Origin of the sequence: Variovorax sp. 350MFTsu5.1, assembly GCF_048302515.1 — a bacterium.
GTDB classification, from domain to species: Bacteria; Pseudomonadota; Gammaproteobacteria; order Burkholderiales; family Burkholderiaceae_C; genus Variovorax; species Variovorax guangxiensis.
In genome coordinates, this window is the sequence record NZ_CP157620.1 from 981,997 (window position 1) to 998,803 (window position 16,807).

Below are 16,807 nucleotides of genomic sequence, written 5' to 3' on the forward strand. Positions count from 1 at the left end.
GGATCAGGCTCCTTTCGCGTTCAGTGTGATGGCGTAGAGCGACGTGGTCGCGCAGATGAAGAGGCGGTTGCGCTTGGGGCCGCCGAAGCAGACGTTGGCCACGCGCTCGGGCAGCAGGATCTTGCCCAGCAGCGTGCCGTCGGGGTGGTAGGCGTGCACGCCGTCGAGCGCGCTGGTCCAGATGCGGCCTTCGGTGTCGAGGCGGAAGCCGTCGAAGAGGCCACTGGTGCACTCGGCGAAGACCTCGCCGCCGCTCAAGGTGCGGCCATCGGCTCCGAGCTTGAATTTTCGGATGTGCCGGGGACCGTCCGCCGCATGGCTGGCTCCCGTGTCGGCGATGTACAGCAGCGACTCGTCCGGCGAGAACGCCAGCCCGTTGGGCTTCACGAAGTCGTCGGCCATGAGTTCCACTTCGCCGCTTTGCGGATCGATGCGGTAGACATGGCAGGCGCCGATCTCGCTGTCGGCCTTCAGGCCCTCGTAGTCGGAAAGAATGCCGTAGCTCGGATCGGTGAACCACACGGCGCCGTCGGAATGAACCACCACATCGTTCGGCGAATTGAGCCGCTTGCCCTTCCAGTGCGAGGCCAGCACGGTGACTGTGCCGTCGTGCTCGGTGCGCGTCACGCGCCGCGTGAGGTGCTCGCAGCTCACCAGCCGGCCCTGGCGGTCGACCGTGTTGCCGTTGGTGTTGTCCGATGGCTCGCGAAAGGTGCCCACCGTGCCGTTGACTTCGTCGAAGCGCAGCATGCGGTTGTTCGGGATGTCCGACCACACCAGCGTGCGGTGCGCGGCGAACCACGCGGGGCCCTCGCACCAGCGCGCGCCGGTCCATAGGCGCTGCACGCGCTCCGGGCCCGGAATGCAGCCCTTGAAGCGCGGGTCCAATTGTTCGAAACCGGTGCCTTCCAGGAAGCCGAAGGGGAGAGTCGCCATGCCGTTCCTCGTCGATGGGTTCAATTCACATCACCGCGCCGACCTGCCACGGCACGAACTCGTTCTGGCCGTAGCCGTGCTGCTCGCTCTTCGAGTGCGCGCCCGAGGCGGTTGCCAGCACCAGCTCGAAGATGCGCTGGCCCATCTCCTGGATCGACGCGGTGCCGTCGACGATCTCGCCGCAGTTGATGTCCATGTCTTCCTCCTGGCGCTGCCACAGCGCCGAGTTGGTCGCGAGCTTGAGCGAAGGCGAGGGTGCGCAGCCGTAGGCCGAGCCGCGCCCGGTGGTGAAGCAGATCAGGTTGGCGCCGCCGGCGACCTGGCCGGTGGCGCTCACCGGGTCGTAGCCCGGCGTGTCCATGTAGACGAAGCCGTGCGCGGTGACGGGCTCCGCGTATTCGTACACCGCCTCGAGGTTGCTGGTGCCGCCCTTGGCGACCGCGCCCAGCGATTTCTCGAGGATGGTGGTGAGCCCACCTGCCTTGTTGCCCGGCGAGGGGTTGTTGTTCATCTCGCCTTCGTTGACGGCGGTGTAGTGCTCCCACCACTTGATGCGGTCCACCAGCTTCTGGCCGACCTCGCGCTTCACCGCGCGGCGCGTGAGCAGGTGCTCGGCGCCGTACACCTCGGGCGTCTCGCTGAGGATGGCCGTTCCGCCGTGCGCCACCAGCAGGTCGACCGCCGCGCCCAGCGCCGGGTTGGCGCTGATGCCCGAGTAGCCGTCCGAGCCGCCGCACTGCAGCCCGATCGTGATGTGCGCCGCGCTGCAGGGCTCGCGCTTCACCGCGTTGGCGCGCGGCAGCATCTCGTTGATGAGCGCCACGCCCTTCTCGACCGTCTTGCGCGTGCCGCCCGTGTCCTGGATGTTGAAGGTGCGGAAGTTCTCGCCCTCGGCCAGGTGGCCGGTCGCGAGCCAGGCGTTGATCTGGTTGGCCTCGCAGCCCAGGCCCACCACCAGCACGCCCGCGAAGTTCGCATGCGTGGCATAGCCCGTGAGCGTGCGCTCCAGTATCTGCATGCCCAGGCCCTGCGTGTCCATGCCGCAGCCGGTGCCGTGCGTGAGCGCGATCACGCCGTCCACGTTCGGGAAAGCGGCCAGCGCCTGCGGATTGGTCTTGCGAGAGAAGTGGTCGGCGATGGCGCGCGCGGCCGTGGCCGAGCAGTTCACGCTGGTCAGCACGCCGACGTAGTTGCGCGTGGCCACGCGGCCGTCGGCGCGCCTGATGCCCATGAAGGTGGCTTCGCGCTTGGTGGGGGCGGGCTTCACGTCGGCGCCGAAGGCGTAGTCGCGTTCGAAGTCGCCCTTGTCGGGGCCCATGTCGAGGTTCTGCGTGTGCACGTGCTCGCCGGCGGCGATGGGGCGGCTCGCGAAGCCGATGATCTGGTTGTAGCGGCGCACGGGCTCGCCCTGCGCGATGTCGCGCATCGCGATCTTGTGGCCCGGCGGGATCAGCCCGCGCACGGCCACGCCTTCGACGGCGGTGCCGCCAAGCAGCTGGGAGCGCGCGATGACGACGTCGTCGGCGGGATGGAGTCGGATGTAGGGAGTCATCGTGGTGTTCTTCCTCGGGTCCTCGGGGTTCAGGAAGCCTTGGTGCGGCGCCAGCTCGCGCTGAACCGCTGGTGGAACTTGTCCATGTGTTCGTGCATGGCGCTTCGAGCGGCGGCCGGGTCGCGCGCGGCGATGGCCTCGAGGATCAGCTCGTGCTCGCCGATGGCGACCTGCCACGACTCCATGGTCTCGAAGTAATCGATCATCCGGGCGAAGATCGGCCCGTGCCGCGACTCCCAGAAGCCTTGTACCGTCTCGGTCAGCACCACGTTGTCGCAGGCGTTGACGATGGCCAGGTGGAAGGCGCGGTCGCCCTCGTGCGGCACCTCGTTGCGCGCGGCCAGCTCGCGCATCATCCGGATCGCGCGGCGCATGGCGTCCACGTCCTTGCGCTTGCCTTGCAGGGCCGCGGTGGCGGCGGTCTCGCCCTCCACCATGCGGCGCGCGCGGATGATTTCGAGCGGTCCCCATTCGATGCCCGCAGCGCCATTGGGCGGCGCAGGCGTGCGGCTCGAGCGGTCGAGCACGTACACGCCCGAGCCGGTGCGCACCTCGACCCAGCCCTCCACCTCCAGCGCGATCAGCGCCTCGCGCACCGACGGCCGGCTCACGCCCAGCTGCCGGGCAAGGTCGCGCTCGGCGGGAATGCGCGCGCCCACCGCGAATTCGCCCTTGCCGATGAGCTCGCGCAACTGTTCGGCGATCTGGCGATAGAGGCGCTGGGGTTCGAGGGTCTGGAGCGGCACGGAGGAGGGCGGAAGGACGCGAAGGGGGGAGGAAAAAAGCGGTTAAGGGTTGTCCTGAATTGGCCAAGTGGTCAGGCCAATTCAGAATACGCCAGATCGCCCGCACCATCATCGGGCCAAACCCGAGGACATGGCCGAGGAGACGACCCAATTGAACCAGCTCGACTTCAACGGCCGCCACGCGGTCGTCACCGGCGGCGCCACGGGCCTGGGCTTCGGCATCGCACAGCGGCTGGTCGCCTCGGGCGGCAGCGTCACGTTGTGGGACCGCGATGAAGCCGCCGCCGCAAAGGCCGCCGAATCGCTCGGCGACAGGGCCTTCGCGCTGAAGGTCGACGTTTCGCAGCAGTCCTCGGTCGCCAGGGCGGTAGCCGACACGATGGCGCACGCGCCGCGCATCGACGCGCTGGTCAACAGCGCCGGCATCACCGGCCCCAACACCAAGCTGTGGGACTACCCGGTGGACGACTGGCGCCAGGTGATGGAAGTCAACATCAACGGCGTGTTCCTGTGCTGCCGCGAGGTGGTGGCGCAGATGCGCAGGCAGGGCGACCGGGGCTATGGCCGCATCGTCAACATCGCCTCGGTGGCCGGCAAGGAAGGCAACCCCAACGCCAGCGCCTACAGCGCGAGCAAGGCGGCCGTCATCGGCCTGACCAAGTCGCTCGGCAAGGAACTGGCCGACACCGGCATCCGCGTGAACTGCGTGACGCCCGCGGCGGTGAAGACGGCCATCTTCGACCAGATGACGCCGGAGCACATCGCCTTCATGCTCTCGAAGATTCCCATGGGCCGCTTCGGCACCGTGGAAGAGGTGGCCGCGATGGTCGGCTGGCTCTGCACGGAAGATTGCTCGTTCTCCACCGGCGCGGTCTTCGACCTCTCCGGTGGCCGCTCCACCTACTGATCAATCAATGCACTGAAAGGAAAGCATGAAACTCGTCCGCTACGGCAACCCCGGCAAGGAAAAGCCCGGCCTCATCGATGACAACGGCCAGCTGCGCGACCTGAGCGCCGTCGTCAAGGACATCGGCCCCGACCAGCTCGGCGACGCCGCCCTCGCCAGGCTGCGCAAGCAGAAGGTCGACAAGCTGCCGCTGGTCAAGGGCAAGCCGCGCTTCGGCTGCCCGGTGGCGAACGTGGGCAAGTTCATCGCCATCGGCCTGAACTACGCGGACCACGCGGCCGAATCCGGCCTGCCGGTGCCCAAGGAGCCGGTGGTGTTCACCAAGGCCAACAGCTGCGTGCAGGGCCCGAACGACCCGGTGATGCTGCCCAAGGGCTCGGTCAAGACCGACTGGGAAGTCGAGCTCGGCGTAGTCATCGGCACCCGCGCGCGCTACGTGCCGCAGAAGAGCGCGCTCGACTACGTGGCCGGCTACTGCACCATCAACGACATCAGCGAGCGCGAATACCAGATCGAGCGCGGCGGCACCTGGGACAAGGGCAAGGGCTGCGACACCTTCGGCCCCATCGGCCCCTGGCTGGTGACGCGCGACGACGTGCCCAACCCGCAGAAGCTGGCAATGTGGCTCGACCTGAACGGCAAGCGCGTGCAGACCGGCAACACGAAGACCATGATCTTCACCGTGGCCAAGATCGTGAGCTACGTGAGCCAGTTCATGACGCTGATGCCGGGCGACATCATCACCACCGGCACGCCCCCCGGCGTGGGCATGGGCATGAAGCCGCCGCTCTTCCTGAAGAAGGGCGACGTGATGACACTGGGCATCGAAGGCCTGGGCGACCAGCGCCAGGAAGTGATTCCCTTCAAGCTCTGAGCCCGGCTCCGCGCCTGTCTGCGATCATCCGTCGCATGCAGGCGCCTCCCGTCCATCGCTGCCAGGTCTTCGGCTCCCCGTGGGAGGGCGTGTACGGCACGTCGATCGACAGCGCGCTGCACTACGGCCGTCACTGGCACGCGACCTACGGGCTGGGCCTGCTCGAGCAGGGCGCCCAGAGTTCGGCCAGCGGTCGCGGCAAGGTCGATGCCTACGCGGGCGACCTGATCACCACCAACCCCGGCGAAGTGCACGACGGACAGCCGCTGGGCGGGCCTTCGCGGCGCTGGCGCATGGTGTACCTGGAGCCGGGCGTGATGAACGGCATCGGAGGCGTTATTGGCCCGGAGGTCGAGTTCACGCGCCCTGTGCTCAAGGACGACCGGCTTCGCCACACGCTGCAACGCCTGCTCGCGCGCCTCGATGCGTGGCATGCCGGCAGCAAGGGCACTGCTGAAGAGCTGGCTTGCGAGGAGTCGCTGGCCGAAGTCTGCGGCCTGCTGCTCGAGGCGCATTCCGCGAGGCCGCCATCGTCTTCGTCCGCTGCCGGCGGCGACATGCGCCATCTGCGCGAGCGTCTGGCCGACGACCTGTGCGAGCCGCCCGGACTCTCCGAACTCGCCGCGATGGCGGGCCTCAGCCGCTACCAGGTGCTGCGCCGCTTCGAGAAAGCCTACGGCGTGCCGCCGCATGCATGGCTGCTGCTGCAGCGCGCTGAACGCGCACGCGGCCTGATCCGGCGCGGCGGGAGCCTGGCCGATGCCGCCGTTGCGAGCGGCTTCGCGGACCAGAGCCACATGACCCGCATCTTCGCGCGCCACTTCGGCTTCACGCCCGGCGCGTGGCAGCGCGCCTGCCGCTAGGTTCCGCTCAGCGCAGCACGCGGATCAGCTCGTCGTACACCAGCCGCACGCGCGCCGGCACCGGTGCGCGCTGCGAGCGGTAGACGTGGATCGGCCAGGGCTCGGGTGCCTCGGCCTCCAGCACCTCCACCAGCTCGCCCGATTGCAGCAGGGGCTCGGCCAGCGGGGCCACGAGCTGGCCGAAGCCCAGGCCCGCGCGCACGGCCGCGCATTCGGCATCGACGTCGTCGGTGACGAAGGCCGGCGCCGCGACCGGCACCTGCCGCCCCTTGCTGAAGAACCACGACCACGGGCGGCCCGAGCTGCGGTCCATCAGCGCGGTGAGCGGAAAGCCGGGCAGCGCATCGAGGCTCTGCGGAATGCCGGTGCGCTCGATGAGCGCGGGCGCCGCCACCACGTAGAGACGCATCCTGCCGACCGTGCGGGCGACGAAGCGCGCATCGCGGATGGGGCCCGCGCGCACGCCGACGTCGATCTGCTCGTCGACCACGTCGGCATGGCTCTCCGACAGCCGCAGATCGAGCACCAGGCCGGGATGTGCGGCCAGCATCGGCGCGAGGGCCTGCGGGATCAGCCGGCGACCGAAGACGTTGGGGGCGGTCACGCGGACCGTGCCCGCGTGCTGCGATAGCGCGCGCCGGTCGGTGCGGTGGAACAGCGCATCGACGCCGCCCACCGCGGGACGCGCACGCTGCGCGAGCTGCCGGCCGAAATCGGTGAGCTGCACGCCGCGCGTGCTGCGGTGGAAGAGCGGCTCGCCCAGTTCCTCCTCGAGCTCGCGCACCGCGCGCGTCACCACCTGCGGCGACACCGAAAGGCGCACGGCTGCCTCGCGGAAGTTGGAGGCGTCGGCAGCGGTGAAGAAGACGCGCAGCGCCTCGAGGCGGTTGGACATGGAGTGTTCCTCGAATGGGAATTCTGAAGTCGCCAGAGTTTCATTTACTGGAATGCGTGGATTTTCCACACTGCATGCACTTCTTCAACGCTTCTTCAACACCTCCCGAAAGGAACTTCTCCATGACATCCGTTCAAGACAACATCAAGGGCAAGGTCGCCATCGTCACCGGCGCGAGCAGCGGGCTCGGCGAGTCGACCGCGCGCCACCTGGCCGCGCGCGGCGCCAAGGTGGTGCTGGCGGCGCGCCGCACCGACCGGCTCGAAAAGCTCGTCGCCGAGATCCGCGAAGCCGGCGGCGAGGCCATCGCAGTGGCCACCGACGTGGCCAAGCGCGCCGACCTCGAGAAGCTCGCCCAGGCCACCGTCGATGCCTTCGGCCGCATCGACGTGCTGGTCAACAACGCGGGCGTGATGCCGCTGTCGCCCATCCACAAGCTCAAGGTCGACGAGTGGGACCGCACCATCGACGTCAACATCAAGGGCGTGCTCTACGGCATCGCCGCTGTGCTGCCGCGCATGCAGGCGCAGGGCAGCGGGCACATCGTCAACGTGGCGTCCATTGCCGGGCTGAAGGTGTTCACGCCCATCGGCACCGTCTACAGCGCCACCAAGCACGCGGTGCGCGCCATTTCCGAGGGCCTGCGCGTCGAAGTGGGCAACAGCGGCGTGCGCGTGACCATCGTGTCGCCCGGCGCGGTGGAGTCGGAGCTCAAGCACGGCAGCACCGACGCCGAGAGCGCCGCCGGCGTGAAGGCCTTCTACGAGGCCAACCAGATCCCGGCCGATTCGGTGGCGCGCGCCGTGGTCTACGCGGTGGAGCAGCCGGCCGACGTGGACATCAACGAGGTCGTGCTGCGACCCGTGTCGCAGGAGTTCTGAGCCGGCCTGAAAGCATGAGAGAGATGCGGGACGGACCCGATGGCGGTCCGATCCGCCTCGATTAACCTTCAACAACTGAAGGTCAATTCGCGGCCTCGGGTGGAAAGGCCTGCAAAATAGAACGACCGTTCGTTTTTGCATGGAAATTCCACGATGACCGCAACCGCCGTTCCCGCCAAGCCCGCGCGCGCCGCCCAGAAAGGGCAGCAGACCAAGGCCGTCATCGTCGACGCGGCGCTGGCGCTGGCCGCGCAGATCGGCCTCGAAGGGCTGTCGATCGGCGCCGTGGCCGAAATCACCAAGATGAGCAAGTCGGGCGTCTTCGCCCACTTCGGCTCGCGCGAGGAGCTCCAGATCTCGGTGGTGCGCGAATACCACGCGCGCTTCGAGCAGGAAGTGTTCTTCCCCGCGCTGAAGGCGCCGCGCGGCCTGCCGCGCCTGCGCGCCATGTTCGCCAACTGGATGAAGCGCACCTCGACCGAGATCGACTCGGGCTGCATCTACATCAGCGGCGCTTCCGAATTCGACGACCGCCCGGGCCCGGTGCGCGATGCGCTGGTCGAGTCGGTCAGCATCTGGCAGGCGGCCGTGCTGCGCGCCATCGTGCAGTCGCAGAGCGAAGGCCACCTGCGCGCCGACGCCGACGAACGCCAGCTGGCGTTCGAGATCCACGGCCTGATCCTCGCGCTGCACTACGAAGCCCGCTTCCTGCAGGTGCCCGGCTCCATCGGCCGCGCCAACGTCGGCTTCGACAACATCCTCGCGCGCGCCGCCACGCCCGACGCGCCCAAGCCCGAAGCGGCCGCCGCACCCGCAGCCGCATCGCGCCGCCTCAAGACCGTGCGCTGACCCGCGCGCGGCCCGTTCCGTTTTCCCTTTTCTTTTTTCTATCTAGCTTCGACCAGGAGAGTTCCGGATGCCTACCTACAACCCCCCCGTACGCGACATGCAGTTCGTGCTGCACGAAGTGCTCAACGTCGCCGAGGAGCTCAAGGCGCTTCCGGCCCATGCCGAGATCGACGCCGACACCATCAACGCGGTGATCGAGGAAGCCGGCAAGTTCGCCGCCGAAGTGACCTTCCCGCTCAACATCAGCGGCGACGAGGAAGGCTGCACGCTCGACAAGACCACGCATGAAGTGAAGACCCCCAAGGGCTTCAAGGACGCCTACGCCAAGTACGTCGAAGGCGGCTGGCCCGCGCTGTCGTGCGACCCGGCCTTCGGCGGCCAGGGCCTGCCCTTCGTGGTCAACCAGTGCCTGTTCGAGATGCTCAACAGCGCCAACCAGGCCTGGACCATGTACCCCGGCCTCTCGCACGGCGCCTACGAGGCGCTCGCCGCCCACGGCACCGACGAGCAGAAGAAGACCTACCTGCCCAAGCTCACCAGCGGCGAATGGACCGGCACCATGTGCCTGACCGAGCCGCACTGCGGCACCGACCTGGGCCTGCTGCGCACCAAGGCCGAGCCGCAGCCCGACGGCACCTACCGCATCACCGGCAACAAGATCTTCATCTCGGCCGGCGAGCACGACATGACCAGCAACATCATCCACCTGGTGCTGGCACGCCTTCCCGACGCGCCCAAGGGCAGCAAGGGCATCAGCCTGTTCGTGGTGCCGAAGTTCAAGGTCAAGGCCGACGGCTCGCTGGGCGAGCGCAACCCGATCTTCTGCGCCGGCCTGGAGCACAAGATGGGCATCCACGGCAACGCCACCGCGCAGATCGTGATCGAAGGCGCCACCGGCACCCTGGTTGGCGAGCCCAACAAGGGCCTGGCCGCGATGTTCGTGATGATGAACGCCGCCCGTCTGGGCGTGGGCAACCAGTCGCTGGGCCTGACGGAAGTGGCCTACCAGAACGCGCTGGCCTACGCCAAGGACCGCATCCAGATGCGCTCGCTCTCGGGCGTGAAGGCCAAGGACAAGGAAGCCGACCCGATCATCGTGCACCCCGACGTGCGCAAGATGCTGCTCACGGCCAAGGCCTATGCCGAAGGCGGCCGCGCGCTGCAGATCTTCTGCACGCTGCTGCTCGACAAGGAACACAACCACCCCGACGAGAAGGTGCGCAAGGACTCCGGCGAGCTGGTCGCGCTGCTGACCCCCATCGTCAAGGCCTTCATCACCGACAACGGCCACATCTCCACCAACGCCTGCATGCAGGTGTTCGGCGGCCATGGCTTCATCAAGGAATGGGGCATGGAGCAGTTCGTGCGCGACAACCGCATCAACATGATCTATGAAGGCACCAACACCATCCAGTCGCTGGACCTGCTGGGCCGCAAGGTGCTGGGCAACAACGGCGCGTCGCTCAAGAAGTTCGGCAAGCTCGTCGCGAAGCTGGTGGAGGAAGAGGGCGTGAACGAGAAGATGGCCGAGTTCATCAACCCGATTGCCGGCCTGGGCGACCAGCTCACCAAGTTCACGACCGAGATCGGCTTCAAGGGTTTCCAGAACCCCGACGAAGTGGGCGCCGCCGCCGTCGACTACCTGCGCGTGGCCGGCCACTTCGTGTTCGGCTACCTGTTCGCCCGCATGGCGCAGGTCGCGCTGCGCGAGATCGCCGCCGGCAACACCGACCCCTTCTACGTCGGCAAGCTGCAGACCGCGCGTTTCTACTTCGCCAAGCTGTTCCCCGAGACCGCGACGCTGATGCGCACCGCGCGCGCCGGCAGCAAGGTGCTGATGGACACCGAGGCTGCACTGGCCTGAAGCCGAGAGTCCTTCCTCAACCGACACCCAACCTGGAGCCGCTCATGAAAGCAACGCTTGCAGCCGTCCTGTTCACCGTCACCGCCGCCTCCGCCATGGCGCAAGGCGCGGGCGTCACGCCGGTGGGCCTGTGGCGCAACGTCGACGACAAGACCGGCGAGGTCAAGGCCGAGATCCGCATCGCAGAAGCCAACGGTGCCCTGCTCGGGCGCATCGAGAAGTCGCTGAAGAAGGACACCAAGCCCGACGCGGTCTGCGAGGAATGCAGCGACGACCGCAAGGGCAAGCCCATCGCGGGCCTGGAGATCATCCGCGGCGGCAAGAAGGCCGAGGGCAAGGACGTCTGGGAAGGCGGAAAGATCCTCGACCCCGAGAACGGCAAGGAATACCGCGCGAGCTTCACGCCAGTGGATGGCGGCAAGAAGCTGGAAGTGCGCGGCTATCTCGGCCCCTTCTGGCGCACCCAAACCTGGAACCGCGTGCAGTAAGCGGCGCACGGTTTCCCACAACACACACCAATCAACATGTCCCGATTTCAAGTGAAGAAGGTCGCCGTGCTCGGCGCCGGCGTGATGGGCGCGCAGATCGCGGCCCACCTCGTCAACGTGCGTGTGCCTGTCGTGCTGTTCGACCTGGCGGCCAAGGAAGGCCCGAAGAACGGCATCGTCACGCGCGCCATCGACAACCTCAAGAAGCTCAAGCCCGCGCCGCTCGGCGATGTGGGCGACGCCGGCCTGATCGAGCAGGCCAACTACGACGACAACCTCGACAAGCTCGCCGAGTGCGACCTCGTCATCGAGGCCATCGCCGAGCGCATGGACTGGAAGCTCGATCTGTACAAGAAGATCGCGCCGCACGTCGCCAGGCACGCGATCCTGGCCTCCAACACCTCGGGCCTGTCGATCACCAGGCTCAGCGAGGCGCTGCCCGAGGCGCTGAAGCCGCGCTTCTGCGGCATCCACTTCTTCAACCCGCCGCGCTACATGTTCCTGGTGGAGCTGATCAACACGCCCACCACCGAGCCGCAGGTGCTCGACGACCTCGAAGCCTTCGTCACCAGCACCCTGGGCAAGGGCGTGGTGCGCGCGCACGACACGCCCAACTTCATCGCCAACCGCGTCGGCATCGCCGGCATGCTGGCAACGCTGAAGGAAGTCGAGAAGTTCGGCCTCACGCCCGACGTGGTGGACGACCTCTCCGGCAAGAAGCTGGGCCGCGCGAGTTCGGGCACCTTCCGCACCGCCGACGTGGTGGGGCTCGACACGATGGCCCACGTCGTGAAGACGCTGCAGGACAACCTCAACGCCGAGACCGATCCGTTCTACGCCAACTTCGCGACGCCGCCCGTGCTCGCCAAGCTGCTGGAGCTGGGCAACCTGGGCCAGAAGACCAAGGCCGGTTTCTTCAAGAAGGCCGGCCGCGACATCCTGCGCTTCGACCTGAAGAGCGGCGAGTACGTGCCCGCCGGCGCCAAGGCCGACGAGGTGTACGGCCGCATGCTCAAGAAGCCCGCGGGCGAGCGCCTGAAGCTGCTGCGCGAGAGCGAAGGACCGCAGGGCCAGTTCCTCTGGGCCATCCTGCGCGACGGCTTCCACTACGCTGCCGTGCACCTGGGCGACATCGCCGAGAGCGCGCGCGACATCGACTTCGCCATGCGCTGGGGCTTCGGCATGAAGCAGGGCCCCTTCGAGCTCTGGCAGGAAGCCGGCTGGGCGCAGGTCGCCAAGTGGGTGCAGGAAGACATCGACGCCGGCAAGGCGCTGAGCAGCGCACCGCTGCCCAGGTGGGTGTTCGAAGGCCCGGTGGCCGAGGCCGGCGGCGTGCACACGCCCGAAGGCTCGTGGAGTGCCTCGCAGAACAAGTTCGTGCCGCAGCGCAGGCTGCCGGTGCATGAGCGCCAGCTGTTCCCCGAGAGCGTGCTCGGCGCCAACGCGGCCGATGCCAGCACGGCCGGCACCACCATCAGCGACGAAGGCGACGTGCGCGTCTGGACGCTCGATGGCGAAGTGCTCATCGCCAGCATCCATTCGAAGATGCACGCCATCAGCCCCGACGTGGCCGAGGCGCTCGGCGCCGCGGTCGACCTGGCCGAGGCCGAGTACAAGGGCCTGGTGATCTGGTCGCCCGACGAGGTGTTCTCGGTCGGCGCCGACCTGCAGGCGATGCTGCCGGCCTTCGTGGTCGCGGGCATCGGCGCGGTCGAGGGCGCGGAAGAAGAGCTGCAGAACGTGATGCTCAAGATCCGCTACGCCAACGTGCCGGTGATCTCGGCCGTGCGCGGCATGGCGCTGGGCGGCGGCTGCGAGCTGGCCATCCACTCGGCCAAACGCGTTGCCGCGATGGAAAGCTACATCGGCCTCGTCGAAGTGGGCGTGGGCCTGATTCCCGGCGCGGGCGGCCTGACCTACATTGCCCGCCGCGCGGCCGAGAACGCCTCGGCCTCCACCGGCACCGACCTGCTGCCCTTCCTCACCGAAGGCTTCACCGCCGCCGCGATGGCGAAGGTGGGCACCGGCGCGCTCGACTCGAAGAAGCTGGGCTACCTGCTCGAGGGCGACGTGATCGTGCCGAACAAGGACGAGCTGCTGTATGTGGCGCTGCAGCAGGCCAAGGCCATGGCCGACGCCGGCTACCGCCCGCCGCTGCGCCGTACTTTCCGCGTGGCCGGCCGCAGCGGCGCCGCCACCATCAAGGGCCAGCTCGTGAACATGCGCGACGGCGGCTTCATCAGCGCGCACGACTTCCACATCGCCAGCCTGATCGCCAACGTGGTCACCGGTGGAGACGTGGACGCGGGCTCGCTCGTGACCGAGGAATACCTGATGACGCTGGAGCGCAAGGCGTTCTGCTCGCTCATCGTGCATCCCAAGACGCAGGAGCGGATCATGGGGATGCTCAGCACCGGCAAGCCAGTGCGCAACTGATCTCGCAAGGACCATGAGCGAAAACCTCGACACGGCCGGTTCCCTCTCCCGCTCGCGGGAGAGGGCTAGGGTGAGGGCTCGCAGCCTTCGCGCGACCCCGACCGATGCCGAGGCGTTGCTCTGGCACCACCTGCGCGACCGCCGCATGGCCACCTTCAAGTTCCGCCGCCAACGTCCGATCGGCCCGTACTTCGCAGACTTCGCATGTATCGAAACGAAGCTGATCGTCGAGCTGGACGGCGGGCAGCACGCTGAGGCTGTCGCGTACGACGAGGAGCGCACGCGCTTCATCGAAGCTCAGGGTTATCGCGTGCTTCGCTTCTGGAACCACGAAGTGCTGATGGAGACCGACGCGGTGCGCGCGCGGATCCTGCGGGCGCTGCAGGAAGACAACCCTCACCCCAACCCTCTCCCGCAAGCGGGAGAGGGAGCAAGACAGAAAGCCGCCGTCCCATCGGGCGAACGAGCAAGACAAGACACCAGGAATCTCAAGCCATGAAGCAAGTCCAAGACGCCTACATCGTCTCCGCCACCCGCACCCCCATCGGCAAGTCGCACCGGGGCTACTTCCGCAACTACCGCCCCGACGACCTGCTGGCCACCACGCTCAAGGCAGCCCTCGCGGCGGTGCCGAGCCTCGACCCGAAGGCCATCGAGGACATCATCTGCGGCTGCGCGATTCCCGAATCGCAGCAGGGCCTGAACGTCGCGCGCATCGGCGCGGTGCTGGCCGGCCTGCCGACCAGCGTGGGCGGCATCACTGTCAACCGCTTCTGCGCATCGGGCCTGTCGGCCGTGCAGATGGCCGCCGACCGCATCCGCGTGGGCGAGGCCGACGTGATGATCGCGGCCGGCGTCGAGAGCATGAGCATGGTGCCGATGATGGGCAACTCGCCCTCGCTGTCGCCTGCCATCTTTGAACGCGAAGGCGACGTGGGCATCGCCTACGGCATGGGCCTCACGGCCGAGAAGGTGGCGCAGCAGTGGAAGGTGAGCCGCGAGGCGCAGGACGAGTTCGCGCTCGCCTCGCACCAGAAGGCGCTGGCCGCGCAGCAGGCCGGCAAGTTCGCCGACGAGATCACGCCCATCGAGGTGACCGATCGCACGCCGAACCTGGAGACCGGCGAGTCCATCGCCAGGACCCGCACGGTCAATCTCGACGAAGGCGCGCGCCCCGACACCAGCCTCGAAGGCCTGGCCAAGCTGCGCACCGTGTTCGCCGCGCGCGGCACCGTGACGGCGGGCAACAGCTCGCAGACCTCGGACGGCGCCGGTGCGCTCATCCTGGCCAGCGAGAAGGCGGTGAAGCAGTTCGGCCTGACGCCGCTCGCGCGCTTCGTGAGCTTCGCCAGCAAGGGCGTGCCGCCGCACATCATGGGCATCGGCCCGATCGAGGCCATTCCCGCCGCGCTGCGCTATGCCGGCCTGAAGCACGAGGACATCGACTGGTTCGAGCTCAACGAAGCCTTCGCCGCGCAGTCGCTGGCCGTCATCAACACGCTGGGGCTCGATGCGTCGAAGGTCAACCCGATGGGCGGCGCGATCGCGCTGGGCCACCCGCTGGGCGCCACCGGTGCCATCCGCTCGGCCACCGTGGTGCACGCGCTGCGCCGCGAGAACCTGAAGTACGGCATGGTCACGATGTGCGTGGGCATGGGCCAGGGCGCCGCAGGGATCTTTGAACGCGTCTGATAGACGACGCGCAAGGCACCGCGACGAGTGCCGGCACAACGAAGGAGACAGCTTCATGCTTACGCAGCAGCTTCCGGTCGACGGCGGCGCCCAGCAACTGGCGGTGCGCCGCTACGAACCCGCCGGCACGCCGCGCGCGAGCGTGGTGATCGGCGGCGCGATGGGCGTGCGCCAGTCCTTCTACGAGCCCTTCGCGCAATGGCTCTCGCAGCAGGGCCTGCGCGTCTGGACTTTCGACTACCGGGGCTCGGGCGACTCGCGCGGCAACCTGCCGCTGCGCGAGGTCGATGCCGACCTGTTCGACTGGGCGCGCGACTACGAAGCGGTGATCGATGCCGCCAAGGCCGCGGCGCCCGGTGCGCCGCTCTACCTGCTGGGACACAGCCTCGGCGCGCAGCTGCCGGGCTTCCTGCAGCGGCCCGAGCAGGTCGACGGCCTCGTGAGCATCGCGGCCGGCAGCGGCTACTGGCGCGAGAACGCGCCCAAGCTCAAGCGCACCATCCTCTACTTCTGGTTCGTGCTGGTGCCGCTGGTCACGCGGCTGTTCGGCTACTTCCCGGGCCGCAAGCTCAGGAAGGTGGGCGATCTGCCGCGCGGCGTGATCCTGCAGTGGCGGCGCTGGTGCCTCAACCCGCGCTACAGCGTCGGCGCCGAGGGCGAACTCGCCGCGCGCAGCTACAACCGCGTGCGCTTTCCGGTGCTCGCGCTGTCGATGACCGACGACGAGCTCATGACGCTCGCCGGCACCAACAGCCTGTTGAGCTTCTATGCCGGCGCGCCGAGCGCCATCGAACGCATCGCGCCGGCCGACGTGCAGGCGCGTCGCATCGGCCACTTCGGCTTCTTCCGCGAGCAGTTCAGCCAGAGCCTCTGGCCGAGCACGGTGGACAAGCTGCACAGGCTCGCTTCGCTTACTGTGGTGCAGCACGCCGACGTCCCGCACACGACTGCGTAACGCCGGCCACCGGAGGCACACTGCCGCCATGACGACGAGCACGCACCCCTTCGACAAGGCCCTGAAGATCCACCACAGCGACATCCGCGTGGGACACTTCACCGGCATGACCAGCCCCGACTACTGGAACATGGTCGGGCCCTTCGGCGGCACCACCGCGGCGCTCGCGCTGCAGTCGGTGATGCAGCACCCCGACGTGCTGGGCACGCCCATCGCGATCACGGTCAACTACGCGGCGGCGCTCGAAGCCGGCGCCTTCGACATCCAGGCCACGGCCGTGCGCACCAACCGCTCCACGCAGCACTGGACGGTGCAGATCACGCAGGCCGGCGCCAGCGGGGCGCCCAACATGACGACCACCGCCACCGTGGTGACCGCCGCGCGCCGCGAGACATGGGGCGAGAGCGACATGCCCATGCCCGAATCGCCCAGGCCCGAGACGGTCGAGCGCATGAGCATCGGCCCTTCTGGCGTGGCGTGGATCAAGCAATACGAGATGCGCCCCTTCAGCGGCGGCATTCCCGCGAAGTGGGACGAGAGCCTGAGCCACAGCGAAACCCGCATCTGGCTGCGCGACGCCGAGCCCAGGCCGCTGGACTTCGCATCGCTGGCCGCGATGAGCGACATGTTCTATCCGCGCGTGTGGCTGCGCCGCGCGAAGCACGTGCCGGCGGGCACGGTGTCGATCACCACCTACTTCCACGCCGGGCCGCAGCAGCTCGCCGAGGTCGGCACCGGCTACCTGCTGGGGCGTGCCGCGGGCCAGCAGTTCTTCAACGGCTTCTTCGACCAGACGGCGCATCTGTGGAGCGAGAAGGGCGTGCTGCTCGCCACCTCGAACCAGATCGTCTACTACAAGGAATAGCGAC

16 protein-coding genes are annotated in these 16,807 nt (G+C 68.0%); 12 read left to right on the plus strand and 4 right to left on the minus strand.

Annotated features, from left to right (window positions below; genetic code table 11):
- Window positions 1-3: 3 nt before the first annotated feature.
- Genes ABL843_RS04180 through ABL843_RS04190 form a run of 3 tightly spaced genes read right to left on the minus strand, consistent with a single transcriptional unit; the run spans window position 4 to window position 3,234 of the window.
- The gene (locus ABL843_RS04180) at window positions 4-936 is read right to left on the minus strand and encodes an SMP-30/gluconolactonase/LRE family protein (RefSeq protein WP_418119083.1); all 933 of its coding nucleotides are present in this window, start codon (window positions 934-936) and stop codon (window positions 4-6) included.
- Window positions 937-961: 25 nt separating this feature from the next.
- The gene (locus tag ABL843_RS04185; RefSeq protein WP_418119084.1) at window positions 962-2,488 is read right to left on the minus strand and encodes a UxaA family hydrolase; all 1,527 of its coding nucleotides are present in this window, start codon (window positions 2,486-2,488) and stop codon (window positions 962-964) included.
- Between the two features lie 29 nt (window positions 2,489-2,517).
- On the minus strand, window positions 2,518-3,234 hold the full coding sequence (locus tag ABL843_RS04190) for a FadR/GntR family transcriptional regulator (RefSeq protein ID WP_418119085.1): 717 nt from the start codon (window positions 3,232-3,234) through the stop codon (window positions 2,518-2,520).
- Window positions 3,235-3,385: 151 nt separating this feature from the next.
- Here ABL843_RS04190 and ABL843_RS04195 point away from each other — a divergent pair, with 151 nt between their 5' ends.
- The 3 genes from ABL843_RS04195 to ABL843_RS04205 are packed head-to-tail and all read left to right on the plus strand — an operon-like array spanning window position 3,386 to window position 5,878.
- On the plus strand, window positions 3,386-4,141 hold the full coding sequence (locus tag ABL843_RS04195; RefSeq protein ID WP_418119086.1) for an SDR family NAD(P)-dependent oxidoreductase: 756 nt from the start codon (window positions 3,386-3,388) through the stop codon (window positions 4,139-4,141).
- A 25-nt stretch (window positions 4,142-4,166) separates the two neighbouring features.
- A complete protein-coding gene (locus ABL843_RS04200; protein ID WP_184634508.1) occupies window positions 4,167-5,015 on the plus strand; it encodes a fumarylacetoacetate hydrolase family protein in 849 nt (282 codons plus the stop codon).
- 35 nt (window positions 5,016-5,050) lie between these two features.
- The gene (locus tag ABL843_RS04205; RefSeq protein ID WP_418119087.1) at window positions 5,051-5,878 is read left to right on the plus strand and encodes a helix-turn-helix domain-containing protein; all 828 of its coding nucleotides are present in this window, start codon (window positions 5,051-5,053) and stop codon (window positions 5,876-5,878) included.
- A gap of 7 nt (window positions 5,879-5,885) precedes the next feature.
- Here ABL843_RS04205 and ABL843_RS04210 read toward each other — a convergent pair whose 3' ends face one another.
- The gene (locus tag ABL843_RS04210; protein WP_418119088.1) at window positions 5,886-6,773 is read right to left on the minus strand and encodes a LysR family transcriptional regulator; all 888 of its coding nucleotides are present in this window, start codon (window positions 6,771-6,773) and stop codon (window positions 5,886-5,888) included.
- 122 nt (window positions 6,774-6,895) lie between these two features.
- Between ABL843_RS04210 and ABL843_RS04215 the strand changes: the two genes are divergently transcribed.
- The 9 genes from ABL843_RS04215 to ABL843_RS04255 all read left to right on the plus strand — a co-directional run bounded on the left by ABL843_RS04215 (window position 6,896) and on the right by ABL843_RS04255 (window position 16,803).
- Window positions 6,896-7,654 (plus strand): SDR family oxidoreductase, encoded by a 759-nt coding sequence (locus ABL843_RS04215; RefSeq protein WP_418119089.1) that lies wholly within the window; start codon window positions 6,896-6,898, stop codon window positions 7,652-7,654.
- Between the two features lie 153 nt (window positions 7,655-7,807).
- The gene (locus ABL843_RS04220) at window positions 7,808-8,503 is read left to right on the plus strand and encodes a TetR/AcrR family transcriptional regulator (RefSeq protein ID WP_184634516.1); all 696 of its coding nucleotides are present in this window, start codon (window positions 7,808-7,810) and stop codon (window positions 8,501-8,503) included.
- A gap of 67 nt (window positions 8,504-8,570) precedes the next feature.
- Entirely contained in the window at window positions 8,571-10,367 is a 1,797-nt protein-coding gene (locus ABL843_RS04225) for an acyl-CoA dehydrogenase C-terminal domain-containing protein (RefSeq protein ID WP_418119090.1), read from the plus strand.
- 44 nt (window positions 10,368-10,411) lie between these two features.
- Window positions 10,412-10,855, plus strand: a complete 444-nt coding sequence (locus tag ABL843_RS04230; RefSeq protein WP_126021538.1) for a DUF2147 domain-containing protein — start codon at window positions 10,412-10,414, stop codon at window positions 10,853-10,855.
- Window positions 10,856-10,891: 36 nt separating this feature from the next.
- On the plus strand, window positions 10,892-13,291 hold the full coding sequence (locus ABL843_RS04235; protein ID WP_418119091.1) for a 3-hydroxyacyl-CoA dehydrogenase/enoyl-CoA hydratase family protein: 2,400 nt from the start codon (window positions 10,892-10,894) through the stop codon (window positions 13,289-13,291).
- A 13-nt stretch (window positions 13,292-13,304) separates the two neighbouring features.
- On the plus strand, window positions 13,305-13,790 hold the full coding sequence (locus ABL843_RS04240) for an endonuclease domain-containing protein (protein ID WP_418119092.1): 486 nt from the start codon (window positions 13,305-13,307) through the stop codon (window positions 13,788-13,790).
- Window positions 13,787-14,983: an acetyl-CoA C-acyltransferase gene (locus ABL843_RS04245; protein ID WP_418119093.1), complete on the plus strand. Its 1,197-nt coding sequence runs from the start codon at window positions 13,787-13,789 to the stop codon at window positions 14,981-14,983. Before ABL843_RS04240 ends, ABL843_RS04245 begins: the two co-directional genes overlap by 4 nt.
- A 55-nt stretch (window positions 14,984-15,038) precedes the next feature.
- Window positions 15,039-15,938, plus strand: coding sequence for an alpha/beta fold hydrolase (locus ABL843_RS04250; protein ID WP_418119094.1), 900 nt, complete (start codon window positions 15,039-15,041; stop codon window positions 15,936-15,938).
- Between the two features lie 28 nt (window positions 15,939-15,966).
- On the plus strand, window positions 15,967-16,803 hold the full coding sequence (locus ABL843_RS04255; RefSeq protein WP_418119095.1) for an acyl-CoA thioesterase: 837 nt from the start codon (window positions 15,967-15,969) through the stop codon (window positions 16,801-16,803).
- The last annotated feature ends 4 nt before the right edge of the window (window positions 16,804-16,807 follow it).